Below are 20,364 nucleotides of genomic sequence, written 5' to 3'. Positions count from 1 at the left end.
AATCAATCAACGGAAAGGCTTGAATAACCAACACGGTGACCAGTAGCCAAAGCAACCATGTTGAATTAAACACTTGGTCACTACAGAAAAATATACAGGCATGCAGCCTTTGTGCGACGTGATTGATGACGGCAGTCGCGGCGATGGTTACTCTGCAGCACTGGAAAGCCTTCCTGGGGGATGTGGCACAGCCGATGGATCAAAACCTGTTTCGCTATATCTGGCGGCACAGCAAGCACTATCAGATTAGGGTGCTTTGCCTCGTGCTGTTGTCGATGCCCTTCTATTACGTCTCGCTTGATCTTCCCAAGCAGATCGTGAACCAGGGCATCGAGGGTCAAGGCTTCACCGGCCCGGATGATACGCAGCCCTATTTCAGTATTCACATTCCATACAGCCAGGAGATTTTCGGCCAGACCGTCACGATGTTCGACGGGCTGGAACTGGGGCAGATGGACGCGCTGCTTGTGCTTTCGTTTGTTTTTCTGGGCCTTGTGATCGTCAACGGCTACTTCAAGTATGTCATCAATACCCGGAAGGGGCAGATGGGCGAGCGTATGCTGCGCCGTCTGCGTTACCAGTTAAGCGACCGCTTGTTGCGCTTCCCTTTGCCCTACATGCGCAAGGTCAAGCAGGCCGAAGTCGCCACCATGATCAAGGACGAGGTTGAGCCGCTCGGCGGCTTCATTGGCGAAGCCTTCGTGAACCCGGTGTTCCTGGGCGGACAGGCCTTGACAGCGATGGCCTTCATTTTGGCCCAAAGCTGGATTCTGGGCAGTGTTGCGGCTGCCGTTGTAATTTTCCAGGCGGCGCTGATTCCGAAGTTGCGTATTCCGATCCTCAGGCTCGGTCGTCAGCGTCAACTGACAGCCCGAGAGCTAGCGGGGCGTCTGGGCGAGACCATTGCCGGTGCTACCGAGGTGCATGCTCATGATACCTCGAACTACGAGCGGGCCGAACTGGTTAGCCGTCTGGCGCGCATATACGATATCCGATACGAGATTTATCGCCGGAAGTTTTTTGTCAAATTTCTCAACAACTTCCTGGCTCAGGTCACACCTTTTATTTTCTATGTTGTGGGCGGCGTACTAGCGATAGCCGGTGAGCTCGACATCGGCGCGCTGGTGGCGGTAATCGCCGCCTACAAAGATTTGCCTTCGCCGATCAAGGAACTAATTGACTGGGACCAGCGCCGCCAGGATGTCCAGATCAAGTACGAGCAGGTGATCGAGCAGTTTGCACCGCCGGTGTTGATCGACCCGCAGCGCCAGGACCCCGACGCCGAGGGGCCGGCGAAACTGGAGGGCCAGATCGAGCTGCGTGGGGTGGCGGTGGTCGACGACAGCGATCGCAGGCTGCTCGATGCGATTTCCTTTACCGCTGCCCTTACCGAGCACGTGGCAGTCGTCGGTCCGGGTGGCGGCGGGAAGGAATATCTGCCGCTTGTTGTGGCAGGTTTGGAGCCGATCAGTACGGGCCATGCCTCGATTGGCGGCCACGAACTTGGTGCGTTACCGCAGGCGGTAACCGGGAGACGTTTGGGCTACGTGGCCGCCGACGCGCATTTCTTTGCAGGCTCGCTGCGCAGAAATCTGCTGTACGGCCTGCTGCACAAGCCCTTGCGCCCGCCTGAGCGTGAACCGGCGGCTCAGCGAGCCGCAGAGGCAGATCGCCTTGAAGCCCAACGCGCGGGTAATCCTTATTTTGACTTTGAGGCCGACTGGGTGGACTACGAGGCGGCGGGCGCGCGCGACGCACAAGAGCTCGATCAGCGGTTGCTTGAGGCGATCCAGACGGTGGAATTGGAAGAAGACCTGTACCGTTTCGGTTTGTTGGCCAGGTTTAACCCCGAGGAGCACACCGACCTTGCCGATCAAATCCTCTCCGCACGGCAGGCGCTGGCCGAGAGTCTCCACGCGGATGGGCATGATGATTTGATTGTGCGTTTCGACCCCGGTTCCTTCAATCCGAACGCGTCGCTAGCCGAAAACCTGTTGTTCGGCTCGCCGCTCGATGCGCGCTTTGAACCGGATCAACTGCTCGCCCAAGCGAGCATGAAAGAAGCGGTCGAGGCCGAGGCCTTGGAGGGTGATCTAGAGGCGGTTGGGTTGGAGATTGCCCGGACTATGGTGGAAATCTTCGCCGATTTGCCGCCGGGCCACCCGTTCTTCGAACAGTTCAGTTTCATTGATGCCGAGGAGTTGCCGGAGTTCCGCAGCTTGGTCGGGCGCCAGGAGAAAGGCGGCATGGGAGGCCTTACCCCTGAGGATCGTGGGCGATTGATGCGCATTGCTCTCGATTACGTAGAGGCGCGGCATCGCCTGGGGTTGATATCGCCGGAGCGGGCGGAACGAATCGTGCGCACGCGCAAGCGGTTTGCCGATTTGCTTGCGAAGGACAACGGCCTGGGCGTCGCATTCTATGAGCCCGGCACCTATAACCCGGCGGCGACGTTGCAGGACAATGTCCTGTTTGGACGCCTGGCCTTCGGACAGGCGCAAGGCGAAGAGACTGTTCAGGATGCGATCATCAAGGTCCTTGATGATCAGGGTTTGCGCGAGCGCGTCATCGAACTGGGAATGACCTATGACGTCGGCGTCGCGGGCAAGCGCCTGAACAATGGGCAAAAACAGAAGGCCGCCTTGGCGCGTTCACTTGTCAAGCGCCCGGACTTGCTGGTTCTCAACGAGGCCCTGGCAGCCCTGGACAGCGCCTCGCAACGCCGAATTCTTGAACGCGTCTTGGAAACCCGGAAGGGCCAGGGTGTTTTCTGGAGCCTCTATCGACCGGATTTTGCTGATGCCTTTGATAAAATCCTGGTTCTGGAAGAGGGACGATTGGTTGAACAGGGGTCGTTCGCAGACTTGAACAAGGACGGACAAAAATTGCGCCTGCTCCTTGAAACATCGGGCGCAGCATAAGAAATCTAAGAGCAAGGAGATTGTCATGAGCCTGGATCAGGAAGTGGAGGCCCTTCGCAAGGTTCCCTTCTTTGCAAACATTGATCCCGCCCGGTTGAAGTTGATGGCTTTCGCGAGCGAGCGATTGACCTTTAAGCCCGGCCAAATGCTTTGCAAGCAAGGTGATGTCGGTGATTCCGCCTACATTATTCTCGAAGGTGATGCCGAGGTTTTCTTCAACGGCGGCGAGAAACGGGTCATAGCCAGACTTGGCGTCAACGACATCGTCGGTGAGATCGCCATCCTTTGCGACGTGCCGCGGACCGCCAATGTCGAGGCCGGTGCGAAAGGTGCCGTTGCCTTGAAGCTGACCAAGGAGTTGTTCTTACGCATGGCTCACGAATTCCCGGATATGGCGCTGGAGGTGATGCGTGTTCTGGCTCACCGCATGGAAGGAATGATTAAGGCCATGCGCGATGTCCAGGGCGCCAAGCAGTGAGCCGGCTTGATAGTGCGATTCGTCGGCTTGAGGCCCAGCGGTCCTGTCTTGACGCAGCCGTCACTCTGATAGAGGCCGAGTCCGTGGCCGGGCCGGTCATGGAACTCGGCTTGGGGAATGGCCGGACCTACGACCATATTCGTGAGGCTTTGCCGGAACGGGAGATTTTTGTGTTCGAGCGCAAGGTTGCGGCGCACCCGGATTGCATACCCGATCAAGAGCATCTTTTCTTGGGCGATGTGTTCGAGACGCTACCTCTGGCGTTGGCCAGATTCGACGGCATGGCCGCGCTTATTCACGCGGATATCGGTAGCGGTGATGAGGCCGCCAACGCCAAGCTCGCGGCCGGCTTGGCCCCTTACCTTGGACGGTTGCTGGCCCCCGGTGGAATTTTGGTATCAGACCAGAACATTCCAATAGCAGGCGCTATTGACCTCGCTTTGCCGGAATCCGTTCGCCCTGGTCGTTATCACATGCGGCGCCGTCCCCGTCTGTAGGAAGGCGCCGCACGTCGTGGGTCAATCGGGCTTTCGGGCCACACCAACACGCGCGGGCCGCAGCAGACGGTCACCCAGCCGATAACCGACTTCTACGACCTGAACCACGGTCCCGACCTCTTGCGTTGGATCAGGAACCTCGAAGAGAGCTTCGTGCCAATGAGGATCAAGCTTCTGTCCCATCGGCTCAATAGCTTCTATGCCGTTTTTCCCAAAGGCCTGCATTAGCTCCTTTGCGGTCAGATCCAATCCCGAAATCAAACCTTCGGCGCGGGCGTCGCTGCGTAAGTCATCGGGAATGGCCTCCAGCGCGCGCCGCAGATTGTCCGCCACCGGCAATAGCGCCTTGGCCAGAGGTGCAGGGGCATAACGCACGGCATCTTCCTTCTCGCGCTGAGCGCGGCGGCGCAGGTTCTCGGTCTCAGCCACCGCACGGAGTAGCTGGTCCTTCAACTGTGCGACCTCGGCTTCGAGCGCTGCGGCCGCATCAACGGCGGGCTCGGCAGCGTCAGCTTCAGCCTGCTCGGCGGCGTCTGTTGCAGCGGGCTCGGCTGCATCAGCTTCAGCGGGATTGGCTTCCTCGGGTGTTTCAGCCCTCTCGACGTCCTCAACCGCTATCTGCGGTTCGTCGATTGAGTCCTCAGCCTTCTTGGCTTTTTTGCGCTCCTCGGTGTTCATCACTGGGATGCTTCCTTCTGTATTTCGATTCAAGGGATCAAGCGCACTTTATGGGGAGGCGTGGGGCGGAATTCAACCGATCAAACGACCGATCACCTTTGCAGTGTAGTCCACCAAAGGGATGATGCGCCCATAGTCCATCCGCGATGGACCTATCACACCGATTGCGCCGACGATCTGTTGCTGACTGTTCTGATAGGGGGCCACAACCATCGAGCAACCGGCCACGCCGAAGAGTTCGTTCTCCGCACCGATAAAGATCTGTACGCCTTCGGCCATCTCCGTGAGATCGAGCAGCTTGAGCAGAGTTTCACGGGCCTCGAGAGCAGCAAAAAGCTGTCGAACCCGCTCCAGATCTTCGATCGCGGTGATCTCGTCGAGAAGCTGTGCCTGCCCGCGGACGATCAGGGCGCCACCACGCGCGTTAGGGCTCCAGGTGGCCAATCCCGCTTCAACCAAGCGCGTTGTGATTTCGTCCAGTTGTGCCTGTTGCTCTTCCAGTTCCTGCTTCACGGTTTTCTGCGCTTCGCCGAGCGTGCGACCGACAAGTCGCGCAGTCAGGAAGTTTGAGGCCTGGACCAGCGACGACGGCGGCAGACCTATCGGCACGTCGATCACACGATTCTCGACCTTGCCGGAATTAGTGACCATGACCACCAAGGCTCGCCCCGGTCCCAAGGACACGAATTCGATATGTTTAAGCGCCTCATCGACTTTCGGTGCGACCACGAGACCGGCACAGCGTGATAGCTGCGATAGGGTGGCGCCCGCCTCCTCCAGCGCCTCGCTGTAGCTGCGCCCTTGCGCGTGGCATTGGGCCTCTATTCGCTGGCGTTCTTCGATCCCAATATTGCCGTGCTCAAGCAGCCCGTGGACGAACATACTCAGGCCAAGGTCGGTCGGCAGGCGCCCGGCCGACGTGTGAGGTGCAAACAGCAAGCCTAACTCTTCCAGGTCGGCCATTACGTTGCGGATGGTGGCTGGCGACAGGTCCAGTCCCAGGCGTCGGGACAAGGTGCGTGAACCGATCGGCGCGCCGGTTTCCACGTAAGCCTCGACGATATGACGGAATATCTCGCGTGATCGCTCGTTGAGATCATCGAGCAACGGGCGTTTCAATCCCTTGAATGAAAGTGGCTGCGCCATCCTTGTTTAGAATCCGCTCCTCTATGGGACCTTGAATCTAGTGAGGCCTGCCCTGCTGGTCAACGCCGGGCACTATTTCGTACCGGTCCTACTGACCAGCGGGGTCCGCCGAGAATCCGTGCTGTGGCTGGACCTGATTGCTGGCTTGCGTTAGCGTGCGCGCCGCGTCTGCGCCGTCGTTTGTCTTAAAGGCTTGCGATGCCGGGCGGAAGAACAAGCTTTGAACCGAGAAAAAGAAGGAAACCTCATGCGCCACTCAGGCCGTGCCGCCAATGAACTGCGCCCCATCACACTGGAAACCGACGTAAACCGCTACGCCGAGGGATCATGCCTTGCCAAGTTCGGGAACACCCACGTTCTCTGCACGGCAACCATCGAAGAGTCGGTGCCCGGTTGGATGAAGGGCAGCGGTCGCGGTTGGATTACGGCGGAGTATGGCATGTTGCCGCGGTCGACCCAAAGCCGGATGGGACGGGAAGCAGCCCGTGGAAAGCAATCGGGCAGGACTCAGGAAATTCAGCGTTTGATTGGCCGTTCGCTTCGCGCGGTGATCGACCTGCAAGGATTCGGCGAACGGCAGATACGCATAGACTGCGACGTTTTGCAGGCTGATGGGGGAACCCGCACAGCAGCTATTACGGGGTCCTATGTTGCGCTCTATCAGGCGTTTCAGTTGATGCAGGAAATGAAAGCCATCGAAACCATACCTTTTGTTCGGCAGGTGGCGGCCATATCCTGTGGTATTCATAAGGGGCAGGCGATCATTGATCTGGATTATGAAGAGGATTCGGCGGCTGAAACCGACGCCAACTTCGTTCTGACTGATGATGGCCAAGTGGTGGAAGTGCAGGCTACGGCCGAGGAAAAGCCTTTCTCCCGAGTTGAATTCGACGCGCTCATGGACCTTGCAATACAGGGTGTCAGCGAATTGGCGATTGCTCAGCGCAATGCACTGGGTTTGGAGGATTAGGACGAGGTATGTCACTGCCGCCTTTGGGGGACAAGATCGTTATCGCCAGCCACAACAATGGCAAGGTTGGTGAAATCGGGGCGCTGTTGGCGCCCTGGGGAATTATGGTTCGCTCCGCAGCTCAGCTAGGGCTTGTGGAACCCGAGGAAACCGCATCGACCTTTGCCGGGAACGCCGAATTGAAGGCGCGCGCGGCGGCGCGCGCGACCGGTTTGCCGGCACTGGCCGACGATTCAGGCTTGGCGGTGACGGCGCTGGGCGGCAATCCCGGAATTTACTCGGCGCGTTGGGCAGGACCCGAGAAAGACTTTGGCTTGGCGATGGAAAAGGTGAACGCCGCGCTGGGCAAGTCATCGGATCGGTCGGCGGTATTTATCTGCGTGCTGTGTCTTGCCTGGCCCGACGGCAACACCGCCTGTTTTGAGGGTCGCGTGGCGGGTAATCTTGTCTGGCCGCCACGTGGGAAACGAGGTTTCGGCTACGACCCCATGTTCGTGCCGAAAGGCCATGAGTTGAGCTTTGGGGAGATGGAACCCGCGCGTAAGCACGCGATGAGTCACCGGGCCCAAGCGTTCTCTAAATTGGTCGCCGCGATTGCGCCGAACGGGGGGAAGGCGAAGAGAGAGGAAACGGATGATGCTATCCGCCGCACCCATCCCGAGCGATGATTCCGCGGCACTGACGCAGGATCCGGGATTTGGTCTCTATGTTCACTGGCCCTTTTGTCTGGCTAAGTGTCCCTACTGCGATTTCAACAGCCATGTCCGCGAAGCGGTCGACCAGAATCGCTGGCGCAAGGCCCTGCTTGCCGAGATGGAGCACTATGCGGCGCAAACTGCAGGGCGGCATCTGACATCCATTTTTTTGGGCGGCGGAACGCCTTCTCTCATGGCGCCGGAGACTGTCTCAGCGGTTGTTGGGCAGGCCAAGCGCCTATGGCCGACTGATTCTGATCTTGAGGTGACGTTGGAGGCCAACCCAACCTCGTCTGAAGGCGCAAAGTTCGAAGCTTTCGCCGCAGCAGGCGTCAACCGCTTGTCGATTGGTGTGCAGTCACTGGACGACACGGCGCTGGCATTCCTGGGGCGCAAGCACAGTGCGGCGGAAGCCTTGACGGCGATCGATCTTGCGCGACGTTGCCTGCCGCGCTTCTCGTTCGATCTTATCTACGCGCGACCAGACCAGAAGCTCTCCGATTGGGAGCGTGAATTGGAGCAAGCACTGGGTGAAGGACCTGAACACATCTCGCTCTATCAGCTGACGATCGAGGAAAACACGGTCTTCCACGGTGCCTGGCGGCGGGGTGAGTTGCGTGTTCCGGACGAGAATACGGCAGGGCGGTTCTACGAGCGAACCCAGGAAATCCTCACGGAGAACGGCCTCCCAGCCTATGAGATATCAAACCACGCTCGGCCTGGATCGGCTTGCCGGCACAACCTCACCTACTGGCGTTACGGCGATTACATCGGCATCGGTCCGGGTGCGCATGGTCGCCTGACCCTGGGGGGCACCAAGTTAGCGACCCGCCAGCACCGGGCGCCGGAAGCCTGGTTGACCGCGGTCGAGAGTGCGGGGCACGCAACGCGAACCCGCACGGAGTTGAGCGGGCAAGAGCGCCTGGAAGAGATGCTCATGATGGGTTTGCGTCTGACGGAAGGGATAACCCGCGCCGCCTTTAGGCGCGAATTGGGGGCCGAGCCGGAAAGCTTGCTCTCGCTGGCACGGCTTGAGGCGGCCAGCCGTGAAGGCTTGGTGACCCTAAACGGCGAGCGCATCCGCGCCACCGACGAAGGCCGTCAGCGGTTGAATGCTCTACTCGGTTATCTCCTTACCTGAAATCAGCGATCTCAGAAGGTTGCAATCTGGAAGGATTGCGGCGCGGCCTCGATTATCTGGAACCCTTCCGGCGAAACCTCAATAATCGCAAGGCCGCGTTCGACGCTGCCATCCTCTCGCAAACGGAAGATACCGTTCACGCCAAAGAAACCCTGAGCCTGCGTCAGAGCTGCAGGGCCGAATGCTTCCGCCTGTTGGAACGCTTGCGGTTGCAGATCGCGGGCCAGGACCGTGGCGACGGCTGCCGCGTCGTATCCAAGCGACGCAACGCGCGGGGGTTGCTTGCCGAAGAGCGCGGTGTAGCGTTTGTTGAAGTCCTCCCAGATCGCTGGGTCCGGCGCTGCGAACCAGCCGCCCTTGAGGGTGTCTTCTCGCAACAGGCTGGCATCGGCCCAAAGTGCGGTGCCCAGGAAACGAACATCGGGCAGTGCAATATCGTAATAGGGTAAATAGGGTGCCACGCCCAGCAGCCGCTGGCCGCCGTCCGGTAACAACACGGCATCGATCGATTCGGGGCCGATTGATGCGAAGGCCTTTGCAGACTCGTTCAACGAGCGTGCCGTTTGATCGTAGTAAGCCACACGTTCCACGCTGAGCGGCCCGCGCGTTGCGGCTTGCTGGAGAGCAACCACAGCGACGCGGCCGTAGGGTGTATCCGGCGCAAAAGCCGCGAACCGAAGCAGCCCCTGGCGCGACGAGAATTCGACGATACGGTCAACTTCGCTGGCAGGGTCAAATCCCAGTGTATAAACACCTTGGCCCGCGATCGAGCGGTCATTCGAGAAGGTCAGCAGTGGGACGCCCGCCGCGGCCAAAACAGGGGCGGCGGCCCGTGCAGAAGCCGAAAAGAGTGGGCCAACAACGATCCCGGCGCCCTGGTCCAGCAAGCGTTGCGCGGCTGCCGCCGCCCCTTGCGGATTGCCGCCAGTATCCTCCACCAACAGGGCCAGATCGGCCCCGGCATTGTCGAGGAAAGCAATCTGCGCGGCCTGCAACAAGGCTTGACCGACCGCGGCCTCCGATCCGGTAAGCGGCGCCAGGAACCCGATGCCGATCTTGCCGTCGTCAGTTAACCCTACGGGCCTAAGGGCCGTCGTATCGGGCGCTTCCACAGTTGGTTGTGTCGGTTGTATAGTTGTTCTTGTATCATCGGTACGCGGGCTGCCACAGGCAGCCAGCAGCAGGATGAACAACATTGACGCCAGACGAAAAGCGGTTCGCTTGAAGGCCCTTGAAGGCTGTTGAGCCGCTCCCGATTCAATGGAACGGCGTTCTTGACGTGCAGTCATCTGCTTCTCCCTCGCTAGGGGTGTGTCGCCCGACCCCTAATCCGGTCAAGATAGCGGGGCCGGCGAATGCCGTAAACCGGGCTGAATCACGATGGGAGGAATGCATGCCCGGCAAGACAAAGAAGCGGGGTCCCGGCACCGCTCCGATAGCGCAAGGCGCCCGCCGCCGGGCTTGGCGTTCAGGGCGTCGTGCCGAATGGTGGGCGCTGCTCTGGCTGCGTTTGCGCGGGTATCGCCTCTTGCGGCACGGTTACCGTTGCGCCCAGGGCGAGGTGGATCTGATCTTGCGTCGCGGTGGGTTGCTCGCTTTTGTCGAGGTAAAGCGCCGTGCGACCTTAAGTGCTGCAGCGGAGGCTATTCGTCCTGCACAGCAACGCCGTATTGCTGCTGCCGCAGCGCATTTCCTGCAGCGTCACGAGCGTTACGCGTCCTTTGCGTTGCGCTATGACGCTTTGTTGCTGGCGCCCGGCCGCTTGCCTTGCCACATAACTGGGGCTTGGCGTGACTCCAAGTAAAACGTTATGAGAATCATAGGATCGACACGGGAGAGATGGCTTCCCGGGGGTCGCCCCATCATCTGATTGGGAACCTGAAAGGTAAGGATGCAGAAGTACAGTCAACTCCTTTCGATGGAATGGGCAGGGTTTCGCGGCGGCATTTCAGGCGCGTTGCTGGCTTTGCTACTGGTTATGACCGCTTGTTCTCCTGCGGGAACTGCGGTCGGTGTCGGCGCCGGCGTCGGCGTCATGGCGTCCCAGGAACGTGGCCTGGGTCAAGGGGTCGAGGATCAGAGAATACGCCTCGAGATCAATAGCAAGTGGTTGCAGCATGATGAAAAGATGTACCGGCTTTTGTCGCTACAGGTGCAAGAAGCGCGTGTGTTGCTGACGGGTGCGCTGCCGAGCCAGGAAATGCGGCTCGCCGCGGTGCGCTTGGCTTGGGAAGTCGATGGCGTCAAGGAGGTCATCAACGAGATCACGATTACGGACGAAGGCGGGTTGGGGACCTATGCGCGCGATACCTGGATATCCACGCAGATCAAAACCAAGCTGATCTTCGATGTGGAGGTTTCCTCGATCAATTACTCCATCGAAACCGTGCATGGCGTGGTCTATCTGATGGGTATTGCCAAGGACGATACCGAGCTGTCCAGAGTGATCAACCACGCGCGCAATGTATCCTATGTCGAGCGCGTTGTGAGTTATGTGCGACGGCTTGATGATCAGGGGCCCGGCAAACCGCAGGTACAGGGATAAGCTGGAGTGAGTGATCGCTGGCAGAGTGCCTTGGCCGTTCCCGCGCGAAGTGAACTTGAAGCGCGTTTGAGACAGCTGACGTCAGGTCAAATGCCGATTGATCGCATTGCCGAGGCGGCGCTGCTAATGGCGGGCCTCGATAGGCCTGGCAAGGCGATGGTGCACTACCTGGATCATTTGGAGGAGTTGGCACGCGACACGGCCGCTGCCGCCGCCGACCTGGGGGCCAATCGGGCCGACATTTGGACTCCCGACCTGCGCTTGGAAGCGTTACGTGGAGTATTTGCGGTGCGGCATGGCTATTGCGGTGATCATGAATCTTACGACGATCCGCAGAATGCCAATCTTATGTCGGTAATGGAACGTCGTCGGGGTTTGCCGGTCTCGCTGGGCATTCTGACCTTGCAGGTCGCGCGCGCTCAGGGCTGGCATATGAATGGAGTCAGTTTTCCGGGCCATTTTCTCATCAGCATGGATACCGGCGGTGCGAGAGTCATCATCGACCCCTTCAACGGTTGGCGCCAACTTGCAGCTAGCGACATTCGCGAGTTGCTTAAAGCCATCACGGGATTGGGCGCGGAGCTATCGCCTGCCCATTACGCAGCGGTTGATGACCGTCACGTGCTTTTGCGGTTGCAGAACAACGTCAAGCTGCGGGCGGTTCAGGCGGGTCGCTTGAATGATGGATTGGCTAGCCTGGAAATTATGCTGATGATTGCGCCCGACAGCGCTGAGCTCTGGCGCGAGGCGGCGCTTCTTCATATCAACACCGACAACCTGCGTGCTGCGATACTGGCGCTTGAGCGGTTTATCAAATTGGCCCCGAGTGATCCGCGAGCCGATGAAGCCTTTGCGCTGATACGCGATCTACGGCATCGATTGAACTGAGATACACGAAACCGCGCCCGCTTGCAGGCGGCGATCCTGTCGTTATAGTGCCGTTTTGAGTAGCAACGGCCCAGCCCGGGTACCCCCGGGCACTATCGCCTGCGCAGTAACCCGGCTGGAGAAGAAACAAGATGAGCCTGGCTGTAGCCATCCAGATGGACCCGATCGATGTGGTAGACATCGACGCCGATAGCTCTTTCGCCTTGGCGTTGGAGGCCCAGAATCGCGGCCACAGATTGTTTCATTACCTGCCGCGGGACCTGACCTTTCGCCACCATCGCGTGATGGCGCGCGCCCGGTCTTTGTCCGTGCGACGCAAGGCCGGCGACCATTTCACACTTGGCGATCCCGAGATAGTGGACCTGCAGATCATGGACGTTGTCTTGATGCGTCAAGATCCGCCCTTTGATATGTCTTACATCACCGCGACCCATCTTCTGGAACACATCCATCCGCGTACATTGGTGGTGAATGACCCCGCCGCCGTGCGCAATGCGCCGGAGAAGCTGTTCGTAACGCACTTTCCGGACCTGATGCCGCCGACCTTGATTTCCTCGAACAAGGAGGAGATCAAGGCTTTCCGCAAGGAGCATGGAGATATTATCGTCAAGCCGCTGTTTGGGAACGGCGGGGCCGACGTTTTCCATATCCGGCCCGAGGACGACAATCTAAATGCGCTGCTTGAGATGTTCACCCGTATTTACCGTGAGCCAATCATGGTGCAGCGCTACATTCCCGAGGTACGCAAGGGCGACAAACGGATTATTCTGGTGGATGGCGAGCCGTTGGGCGCACTCAATCGGGTGCCGCCAGAAGGTGAGTCGCGCGCCAACCTGCACGTGGGCGGCAGGGCGGAAAAGGTTGGACTTACCGACCGGGAGCGCGAAATCTGTGCGGCAATAGGGCCGACGTTGCGCGATCAAGGGCTGATCTTCGTCGGCATCGACGTGATCGGTGACTACCTGACCGAGATCAACGTGACCTCACCGACCGGGTTGCAGGAGATTGGCCGCTTCGACGGCATTAATCTTGAAGGCCGCATCTGGGACGTGATCGAAGCGCGGGTCGCCCGGCGCCGGGACGCCTGAGGCGAATGACCTGGGGCGCAGCCTTGCTTCTGGCTTTGGTTGTGGCCGGTGCAAGCTGGGCAGCCGTCGGGATGCTGCAAAAGGGATTGCACCGGGCAGGCGTGCTCGATCATCCAAACGCGCGTTCCAGCCATCTTGTGCCGACGCCGCGCGGTGCGGGCATTGTTCTGATCCCAATCGTTCTTCTGGCCTGGGCTTTTGCGGGCCAACTCGGGCCCGCCACTCTGCCGGTTGCTGTGGTGCTGGGTGCGCTTTTGCTTGCCGCAGTATCCTGGGTCGACGACCTGCGCGGGCTTGGCGCCTTGCCGCGCCTGCTGGCGCAGTTTCTTGCCATCGGCCTGGGCCTATACGCGCTTGGTCCCGAGGGCAGCGTTTCCGGAGGTTTTCTGCCATTCTGGCTTGATCGCTTGCTTCTGGGTTTGGCCTGGCTCTGGTTCGTCAACCTATTCAATTTCATGGACGGTATCGACGGCATATCTGCCGTTGAGGGACTTTGCCTGTGCGCCGGTCTTCTGCTCTTGTCTTTTGTTTCGAGCCTGCCTTTTTCACCGGAGCCCCTGTTACTTGCCGCGGCTCTGCTGGGCTTTGCTTACTGGAATCGCCCGCCGGCGAGGATTTTTCTGGGTGACGTGGGGAGCGTGCCTCTCGGATTCCTTTTCGGCTTTCTTCTCGCGGAGGCGGCTTTGGCCGGGTATGCCTACGCGGCCATCATCATTCCGGCATATTATTGGGCGGATTCGACACTGACATTGTTGCGCCGGCTCTATCGTCGGCAGGTGATCTGGCAAGGCCACAGAGAACACTGGTATCAGCGCGCCGCCGCGCGGCTGGGGCATGGTCCGGTCGTTCTGCGCATTCTATGTTTCAATATCTTTCTGCTTCTGCTGCTGGTTCCAGTCGCCCTTGCTGAACCCTGGCTCAATCCCTGGGTTGCAATGTCGCTGGCAGGTTTTGCGACGCTGGTTTTCCTGACCGTCATTGGGCGCCCATTTGATGCCTGACGCGGCGCTGTCGATCTGCAACCGCTTGTGGTAAGTCTTTGACCTGAAAGGGGCTGTCGAAGATGCGCTATTTGCGGTTTTTCCTGCGGGCGGGCATGGCGTTCGTGCACGACACGGGCATGGCGGCCCTATCGTTCGTCCTGTCGCTTTATCTGCGCCTTGGAGAAAGCTTCGCCGCACGCTTCGATGATGCCCTTTTGCTGGCTACCGGCGTCTTTACGTTGGTCGCCGCCGCCAGTTTTTATGCGGTCGGTCTCTATCGCGGCATCTGGCGGTATGCATCACTCAGCGATCTAACGGCCATTACCAGAGCCGTGACACTGGCCTTGCTCGTGTTTCTGGCCGTGACCTTCTTCCTGACCCGCCTGGAGGCTGTGCCGCGCGGCGCCTTGATCATCAACTGGTTTGTGCTGATCGCGCTGCTTGGCGCTCCGAGGATGATTTACCGTGTACTCAAGGACAAGGGCTTCGAGCACCTGCTTGAGCGCCGCAGGCCTGGTATCCCGGTTCTTTTGGTCGGCGCAAACGATGCGGCGGAACTGTTCTTGCGCGAATACAAGCGAAACCCGAACTTCGCCTATGAACCCCTGTCCATGGTCGGTATTACCGGCAAGCGCACCGGGCGAATGATCCACGGCCTGAAGGTCGAGGGTGCGGTTGACGACATCCCGCGCATAATCGAGCGCTTGTCGGATAACGGGAGACCGCCGCAGCGGCTTATATTGACGCGTGACGTGGACCGGCCCGTGCTGGAGAAATTGCTGGAGATCGCCGACAGCAATGGAATCAGTCTAGCGCGATTACCCAAGCTATCGCAGTTACGGGCGGGCAGCACGCCGGATGGCTCCGGTTCGGGCGTGGAGATTCAGCCAATCCCCCTTGAGGATCTGTTGGGCCGTAAGGCAGTGCGCTTGGATCGTGGAGCGATGGACCGCCTCGTCCGTGCTAAACGTGTCCTTGTGACCGGCGCGGGCGGTTCCATCGGCGCAGAGTTGGTGCGCCAGCTGCTTGCCTTCGAGCCCAGCGAGTTGTTGCTGTTCGATATCAGCGAATACAACCTCTATAGCCTGACCCAAGAGCTTTCCGGCAGCCAGGTGAAGACGCCCTGGCGTTCTTTCCTGGGCGATGTGCGGAATCGTGAAAAACTCAACCGGCTGCTGGGCGAACTGCGTCCGGAGATTGTTTTCCACGCGGCCGCGTTGAAGCACGTCCCCCTGGCGGAAGACAATATCGGCGAGGCGATCCTGACCAACGTCGTGGGGACCAAGAACCTGGCGGATGCGGCGCGCGCCGCCGGGGCCGCCGCGGTCGTTATGGTATCGACGGACAAAGCCGTCCACCCAGTCAACGCCATGGGTGCCACCAAGCGCTTGGCTGAGAGCTATTGCCAGGCGCTTGACCTTGAGAGTGACGGAACCCGGTTCATAACGGTGCGCTTCGGCAACGTCCTGGGCTCTACGGGTTCCGTGGTCCCGTTGTTCCAGCGCCAGCTTTCCGAAGGGGGACCGCTGACCGTTACCGATCCTCACATGGTGCGTTACTTCATGTCCGTGGAAGAAGCCGTCCAGTTGATCCTCCAGGCCGCAGCCATGGAATTGGGTTCGGAAAAACACGAGAACAGCGGCCGGATTTACGTGTTGGAAATGGGAGAGCCCATCGCCATCGTCGATCTTGCGCGCCAGATGATCCGTCTTGCCGGTCTGCGTCCCGACAAGGACGTTCAGATCGTCTTCACGGGCCCACGGCCTGGCGAGAAGCTTCGCGAACGTTTGTTTCATGAAGCCGAAGAGATGTTGCCTACAGATCATCCCTCCTTGCACCTCGCTTCTCCACGAACGGCCGATCTTCGTTTGCTGATGCGTGGCATAGATGACCTAGAGGCCCTGAGTCGTCGAGGCGAGGACGTTGACGCCCAAACATTGCTGGGCCGGTTGGTTCCAGAATATGGCCAAACCGCAATAACGGAGTCCGCCGCCAAGGCCTAGGTTTGATTTCTCACCGCTACTCGGTGCGCTGCCGCTTGACCCTTGTCGCCTCGGCCTCTATTCAAAGGCGATCGCCTTCCCGCCCCCGGAATTGAGACGGAGTGAGCCCCATGACCGACGACCGCAGGACGCCGATACGGCGTGCTTTGCTTTCCGTTTCCGACAAGAGCGGCCTTGTCGAACTGGGTCATGCCTTGATCGCGGCAGGTGCGGAGATTCTGTCGACTGGCGGTTCAGCGCGGGCGCTGGCCGATGCCGGCATTGCGGTTACCGAAGTCTCGTCCCATACCGGATTCCCGGAAATCATGGATGGCCGCGTCAAAACACTGCACCCCAAAATCCACGGGGGTATTTTGGCGCGCCGGGATTTGGAAAACCACACGGCGGCCATGACCGAGCACGGCATCGCTCCTATCGATTTGGTGGCGGTCAACCTCTATCCCTTCCGGGAAACGGTCTTGAGCGGCGCGGATGCCGAGACCTGCGTGGAGAACATCGACATCGGTGGACCCGCCATGGTCCGTGCGGCGGCCAAGAACCACGCCGATGTCACGATTCTCACCGATCCTGGCGACTATGAACTCGTTATCTCTTCTCTGACGTTGGGTGGCCCCGACTTGGCATTGCGGCGGCGTCTTGCTGCCAAGGCCTATGCCCATACCGGAGCCTATGACGCAGCGATTGCCGGGTGGATGAGCGAACAACAGGGCGAGGCGTTTCCGGTTGAAGGCAGCTTGCCGGGCCGCTTGAAGCAAGTTCTACGCTATGGCGAGAACCCGCATCAAATCGCGGCTCTCTACCTGGATAGCTCTGCGCGACCGACGCGCCCGGGTATTGCCTCGGCTCAGCAGCTGCAGGGCAAGGAACTGAGCTACAACAACCTTAACGATACCGACGCGGCTTTTGAGTTGGTGGCGGAGTTCGATGAAACCCCGGCGGTCGCCATCATCAAGCATGCCAATCCTTGCGGCGTCGCTCAGGGGGCGGATCTACGGACCGCCTATCTACAGGCACAAGCGTGCGATCCCACCAGCGCATTTGGTGGTATCGTCGCCTTCAACCGTCCCCTGAACGCTGCTGTGGCGAAGGAGCTGGTGAAGACTTTCCTGGAGGTTATCATCGCTCCGGAGGTTGATGCCGAGGCTAGGGAAATTCTCTCGAGCAAACAGAACCTGCGAGTCTTGGTTACGGGCGGGCTCCCCGATCCGTTGGAAGCCGGGATGACCTTTAAGTCTATCGCCGGAGGGTTCTTGCTACAGAGTCGTGACGCCGGAAGGATCGGGCGGGCTGACCTGAAGCTCGTCACTCGTCGTGCGCCCAGCGAAGCGGAGTTGGCCGATCTCCTGTTTGCCTTCAGGGTCGGCAAGCACGTCAAGTCCAACACTATCGTTTATGCCAAGGAAGGCCGGACGGTTGGCATTGGCGCTGGTCAAATGAGTCGCGTTGATGCCGCCAGAATTGCGGCAATCAAGGCGCGTGAGGCGGGCGAGGCGGAAGGAGAGAAGACCTTACGGACGGCGGGTTGCGTCGTTGCCTCTGATGCCTTTTTCCCTTTTGCTGATGGATTGATGACAGCGGTCGAGGCTGGGGCGACGGCGGTTATTCAACCGGGCGGGTCGATGCGCGATGACGAAGTCATCGAGGCCGCCGACGCCGCCGGGATCGCCATGGTGTTTACGGGAATGCGGCACTTCCGCCACTAGACCTCGGCCACGGACCACCATTCCTGACCATGGGCGAAGCGGTCAACCAGAAGATCGAGGAATGTTCTTACCTTTGGCGAGAGATGCCTAGAGTGGGGGTAAAGCGCAAAAATCTCACCCTCCGGGGCGTGCAGATGCGGTAGGAGTTGTTCCAGCCTGCCGGCTTCCAACTCCGATGCGACGAGCCAGACCGGTAGCTGCGCAACACCGAGGCCCGATCGAGCCGCGGCCATGACCGCCTCCACGTCATTAACCTCGAACCGCCCCGAGACGGTGACGGCGGTTTCGTTCTCGTTCTCATCCAGAAAGCGCCAGTAGTAGCGATCACTGCGTACGGTATGGACGATGCAGTCGTGGTCAACCAATTCCTCGGGTCTCGTTGGACGGCCATATTTCTCAAGGTAGGCGGGGCTCGCAACGACCAACCTGCGATTGGTTGAAAGTCGCCTGGCCACCAGCGAGGAATCACGCATCGTGCCGGTGCGAACGACAAGGTCGACGCCCTCCGCCACAAGGTCGACAATGCGGTCGTTGAGCCGCAAGTCGAGAGTCACGTCCGGATTCTGCTTCAGGAACTTCTCACACAGCGGCACGATCCAGCGCCGCCCGAATATCACAGGGACTTCGACGGTCAAGCGACCGCTCGGGCGCTTTCTAAGGTCGCGAACGGCGTCCTCGGCTTCGGCGAGATCGGCCACCAACTGCCGGGCGCGCTGATGAAAAGCGCGCCCCTCATCGGTCAAGGACAATCGCCGTGTCGTACGATGGAACAGGCGTGCGCCCAAACGATCCTCAAGATGTGCGATCTGCTTGCTGACCGCAGAGGGGGTGACGTTCAGTTTCCGCGCGGCGGCGGAGAGCGAACCCGCGTCGGCGACTTCAACAAACAATGCAAGCTGTGCGAAGGAATCCATTTGTGCCTACAAGGAATAAATTATGTGCTAGAAAGCCATATTATAATTCATATGGAAAGTCCACATCTTTACCTGCAAGGCGTGACGGCTGTCGCCGGCACCGTGATTTGCAAGTGAGAGGAAAGATGATGGACTGGCATGTAGAAAGGCGCACCGCGCGGATTTCTGAGGCCATGCTCGCTGAGGCACAGCTTTCTGGCGGGGCCATAACCCGGACGTTGAACGAAGCCCAGCAAAGGCGAGCCGAGAGTCTGCTGGCATTGGTACGGCGCCTTGGTAGCGCCTTGCGTTCAGTTGGCCGCATGCCGCGTCCGGCAGCCCGCTTTGCCACAAGAACGATCGGCGATGGCGATTGCCCGGCCTGCGGTTAAACGGGCGCCTGTTTCAGGACTCGCTCTTTAGAGGTGCGAGGATCAGGAAACCGACGACGAAGAATGCGACGATCGATGCCATCCCGGCACGCTGGCTATCGAAAGCCAAGGTCAACCAACCGACCAGGAATGGCCCCATGAATGCCGTCGCTTTACCGGATAAAGCGTAGAGACCGAACATCTCTGTACGTTCATCAGGCTTTGCCAGTCGCGCCATCAGGCTGCGGCTCGCGGCTTGGGCCGGGCCAATGAAAATACCGATCGCGCAACCCAAGACGTAAAACATGAGCTTGTCGCTCACCAGGAGCACGGCCCCGCTGAGAAGTGTGAGTGCGCCCAATGCAATCAGGATCGTAGGTTTCGGCCCAATCCAGTCGTCGACCCAGGCAAAGCCAAGCGCGCCCAGGCCGGATGTGACATTCAACAGGATCGCAAAAACCAGGATCTCCTGAAAGCTCATGCCGAAAGTGCCAGCGGCGTAGATTCCGCCGAAGGCGAACAATGTGTTCAGTCCATCGGTGTAAAGCATGTGGGCTATCAAGAAACGGCTGATCCGGCGGCGCTGAGGGAGGCGCTTGAGGCTATGCTTGAGGGAGACGAAGCCGCGCCGAACCGCCTGGACAACGCCGATCTGACTGGCCGGGCGGTCCGGAACCAGAAAGAAGAGCGGTAAGCCGAACAGCAAGAACCAAAGGCCAATCAGCGGACCGCTCATTCGAACGGGTTCGGCCTTACTTGCATCCAGACCAAAGGGCGGCGTTTCGGGCTGAATGAAAACCACCAGGCAAACCACGAGCGCCGCCAAGCCTCCCGCATAGCCGATGCCCCAGGCCCAGCCGGATATGCGCCCCAGTTTCTCCGGCGGCGCCACCTCGGGCAGCATTGCGTTGTAGAACACCGTTCCGAGTTCGAAACTCGCAGATCCGGCACCAGCTAGAAGAAGGGCCAGAAGCAGGAACGAAGGGTTCGGCTCCACGAACCACAGGCCGAAAGCCGTGGCGATGGTGATTGCGCTGAGCACGCCAAGCCAGGGCTTGCGCGGTCCTCCCTGATCGGCGATGGCGCCCAGGATGGGCGCCAGGACCGCCACCGACAGCCCGGACAGGCTCATGGCGTTTCCCCAGGCTGCGGTGCCGCTCTCCGGATCGGTCGCTACGCCTGTCGTTACGTAGGCCGCGACAATGAAGGTGACGACCACCGTGGGATAGGCCGAATTGGCCCAATCGAAGAGGCACCACGCCCAAAGGCTGCGTTTGTGCCTGGGGTTGCTGTGATCTCCTGTCGAAAGGGTCGCGTTTTCCCCAGAGGCAGCCGGTCCGGTCATCAGAGTTCCTGGCAATGCG

General features: G+C 59.7%; 19 protein-coding genes. 14 read left to right on the top strand and 5 right to left on the bottom strand.

What is annotated here, in order from left to right; all coding sequences use genetic code 11:
* The first annotated feature begins 125 nt into the window (after positions 1-125).
* Genes FHR98_RS00810 through FHR98_RS00800 form a run of 3 tightly spaced genes read left to right on the top strand, consistent with a single transcriptional unit; the run spans position 126 to position 3,896 of the window.
* The gene (locus FHR98_RS00810; RefSeq protein WP_183414708.1) at positions 126-2,921 is read left to right on the top strand and encodes an ABC transporter transmembrane domain-containing protein; all 2,796 of its coding nucleotides are present in this window, start codon (positions 126-128) and stop codon (positions 2,919-2,921) included.
* A 25-nt stretch (positions 2,922-2,946) separates the two neighbouring features.
* Entirely contained in the window at positions 2,947-3,399 is a 453-nt protein-coding gene (locus FHR98_RS00805) for a Crp/Fnr family transcriptional regulator (RefSeq protein ID WP_183414707.1), read from the top strand.
* Complete coding sequence (locus FHR98_RS00800) at positions 3,396-3,896, top strand: class I SAM-dependent methyltransferase (protein WP_183414706.1); 501 nt, start codon at positions 3,396-3,398, stop codon at positions 3,894-3,896. Before FHR98_RS00805 ends, FHR98_RS00800 begins: the two co-directional genes overlap by 4 nt.
* Positions 3,897-3,917: 21 nt before the next feature.
* Here the strand turns inward: FHR98_RS00800 and grpE are convergent, their stop codons facing one another.
* Positions 3,918-4,574, bottom strand: coding sequence for a nucleotide exchange factor GrpE (gene grpE / locus FHR98_RS00795; RefSeq protein WP_183414705.1), 657 nt, complete (start codon positions 4,572-4,574; stop codon positions 3,918-3,920).
* 72 nt (positions 4,575-4,646) lie between these two features.
* Entirely contained in the window at positions 4,647-5,720 is a 1,074-nt protein-coding gene (gene hrcA / locus FHR98_RS00790; protein ID WP_183414704.1) for a heat-inducible transcriptional repressor HrcA, read from the bottom strand.
* Positions 5,721-5,967: 247 nt separating this feature from the next.
* Here hrcA and rph point away from each other — a divergent pair, with 247 nt between their 5' ends.
* Genes rph through hemW form a run of 3 tightly spaced genes read left to right on the top strand, consistent with a single transcriptional unit; the run spans position 5,968 to position 8,526 of the window.
* Complete coding sequence (gene rph / locus FHR98_RS00785; protein ID WP_183414703.1) at positions 5,968-6,690, top strand: ribonuclease PH; 723 nt, start codon at positions 5,968-5,970, stop codon at positions 6,688-6,690.
* Between the two features lie 8 nt (positions 6,691-6,698).
* Positions 6,699-7,358 carry an RdgB/HAM1 family non-canonical purine NTP pyrophosphatase gene (gene rdgB, locus FHR98_RS00780; protein ID WP_183414702.1) on the top strand — a complete coding sequence of 220 codons (660 nt, stop codon included), beginning with the start codon at positions 6,699-6,701 and terminating at the stop codon, positions 7,356-7,358.
* Positions 7,324-8,526 carry a radical SAM family heme chaperone HemW gene (hemW, locus tag FHR98_RS00775; RefSeq protein WP_183414701.1) on the top strand — a complete coding sequence of 401 codons (1,203 nt, stop codon included), beginning with the start codon at positions 7,324-7,326 and terminating at the stop codon, positions 8,524-8,526. Before rdgB ends, hemW begins: the two co-directional genes overlap by 35 nt.
* An 11-nt stretch (positions 8,527-8,537) precedes the next feature.
* Here the strand turns inward: hemW and FHR98_RS00770 are convergent, their stop codons facing one another.
* Positions 8,538-9,815: a penicillin-binding protein activator gene (locus FHR98_RS00770; RefSeq protein WP_183414700.1), complete on the bottom strand. Its 1,278-nt coding sequence runs from the start codon at positions 9,813-9,815 to the stop codon at positions 8,538-8,540.
* A gap of 104 nt (positions 9,816-9,919) precedes the next feature.
* On the opposite strand from FHR98_RS00770, the gene FHR98_RS00765 reads away from it, so the two are divergent.
* The 7 genes from FHR98_RS00765 (at position 9,920) to purH (ending at position 17,736) form a co-directional block, all read left to right on the top strand.
* Positions 9,920-10,330, top strand: coding sequence for a YraN family protein (locus tag FHR98_RS00765; RefSeq protein ID WP_183414699.1), 411 nt, complete (start codon positions 9,920-9,922; stop codon positions 10,328-10,330).
* Positions 10,331-10,417: 87 nt separating this feature from the next.
* Positions 10,418-11,071 (top strand): BON domain-containing protein, encoded by a 654-nt coding sequence (locus tag FHR98_RS00760; RefSeq protein WP_221205661.1) that lies wholly within the window; start codon positions 10,418-10,420, stop codon positions 11,069-11,071.
* Between the two features lie 6 nt (positions 11,072-11,077).
* Positions 11,078-11,959, top strand: coding sequence for a SirB1 family protein (locus FHR98_RS00755; RefSeq protein ID WP_221205660.1), 882 nt, complete (start codon positions 11,078-11,080; stop codon positions 11,957-11,959).
* A gap of 131 nt (positions 11,960-12,090) precedes the next feature.
* Positions 12,091-13,047: a glutathione synthase gene (gene gshB, locus FHR98_RS00750; protein WP_183414698.1), complete on the top strand. Its 957-nt coding sequence runs from the start codon at positions 12,091-12,093 to the stop codon at positions 13,045-13,047.
* Positions 13,048-13,052: 5 nt separating this feature from the next.
* Positions 13,053-14,048 (top strand): MraY family glycosyltransferase, encoded by a 996-nt coding sequence (locus FHR98_RS00745; protein ID WP_183414697.1) that lies wholly within the window; start codon positions 13,053-13,055, stop codon positions 14,046-14,048.
* 62 nt (positions 14,049-14,110) lie between these two features.
* Complete coding sequence (locus tag FHR98_RS00740) at positions 14,111-16,033, top strand: polysaccharide biosynthesis protein (protein ID WP_183414696.1); 1,923 nt, start codon at positions 14,111-14,113, stop codon at positions 16,031-16,033.
* 110 nt (positions 16,034-16,143) lie between these two features.
* Positions 16,144-17,736: a bifunctional phosphoribosylaminoimidazolecarboxamide formyltransferase/IMP cyclohydrolase gene (gene purH / locus FHR98_RS00735; RefSeq protein WP_183414695.1), complete on the top strand. Its 1,593-nt coding sequence runs from the start codon at positions 16,144-16,146 to the stop codon at positions 17,734-17,736.
* On the opposite strand, the gene FHR98_RS00730 is transcribed toward purH, so the two are convergent.
* Positions 17,733-18,650, bottom strand: coding sequence for a LysR family transcriptional regulator (locus FHR98_RS00730; RefSeq protein WP_183414694.1), 918 nt, complete (start codon positions 18,648-18,650; stop codon positions 17,733-17,735). The two genes, purH and FHR98_RS00730, sit on opposite strands and share 4 nt — an antisense overlap.
* A gap of 125 nt (positions 18,651-18,775) precedes the next feature.
* On the opposite strand from FHR98_RS00730, the gene FHR98_RS00725 reads away from it, so the two are divergent.
* Complete coding sequence (locus FHR98_RS00725; protein WP_183414693.1) at positions 18,776-19,021, top strand: hypothetical protein; 246 nt, start codon at positions 18,776-18,778, stop codon at positions 19,019-19,021.
* Positions 19,022-19,034: 13 nt separating this feature from the next.
* On the opposite strand, the gene FHR98_RS00720 is transcribed toward FHR98_RS00725, so the two are convergent.
* The gene (locus FHR98_RS00720; RefSeq protein WP_183414692.1) at positions 19,035-20,345 is read right to left on the bottom strand and encodes an MFS transporter; all 1,311 of its coding nucleotides are present in this window, start codon (positions 20,343-20,345) and stop codon (positions 19,035-19,037) included.
* Positions 20,346-20,364 lie beyond the last annotated feature (19 nt).

This window comes from Limibacillus halophilus (assembly GCF_014191775.1).
GTDB classification, from domain to species: Bacteria; Pseudomonadota; Alphaproteobacteria; order Kiloniellales; family CECT-8803; genus Limibacillus; species Limibacillus halophilus.
The sequence above is the reverse complement of the archived record's forward strand: the minus strand, read 5'-3'. Positions and strand labels throughout refer to the sequence as shown.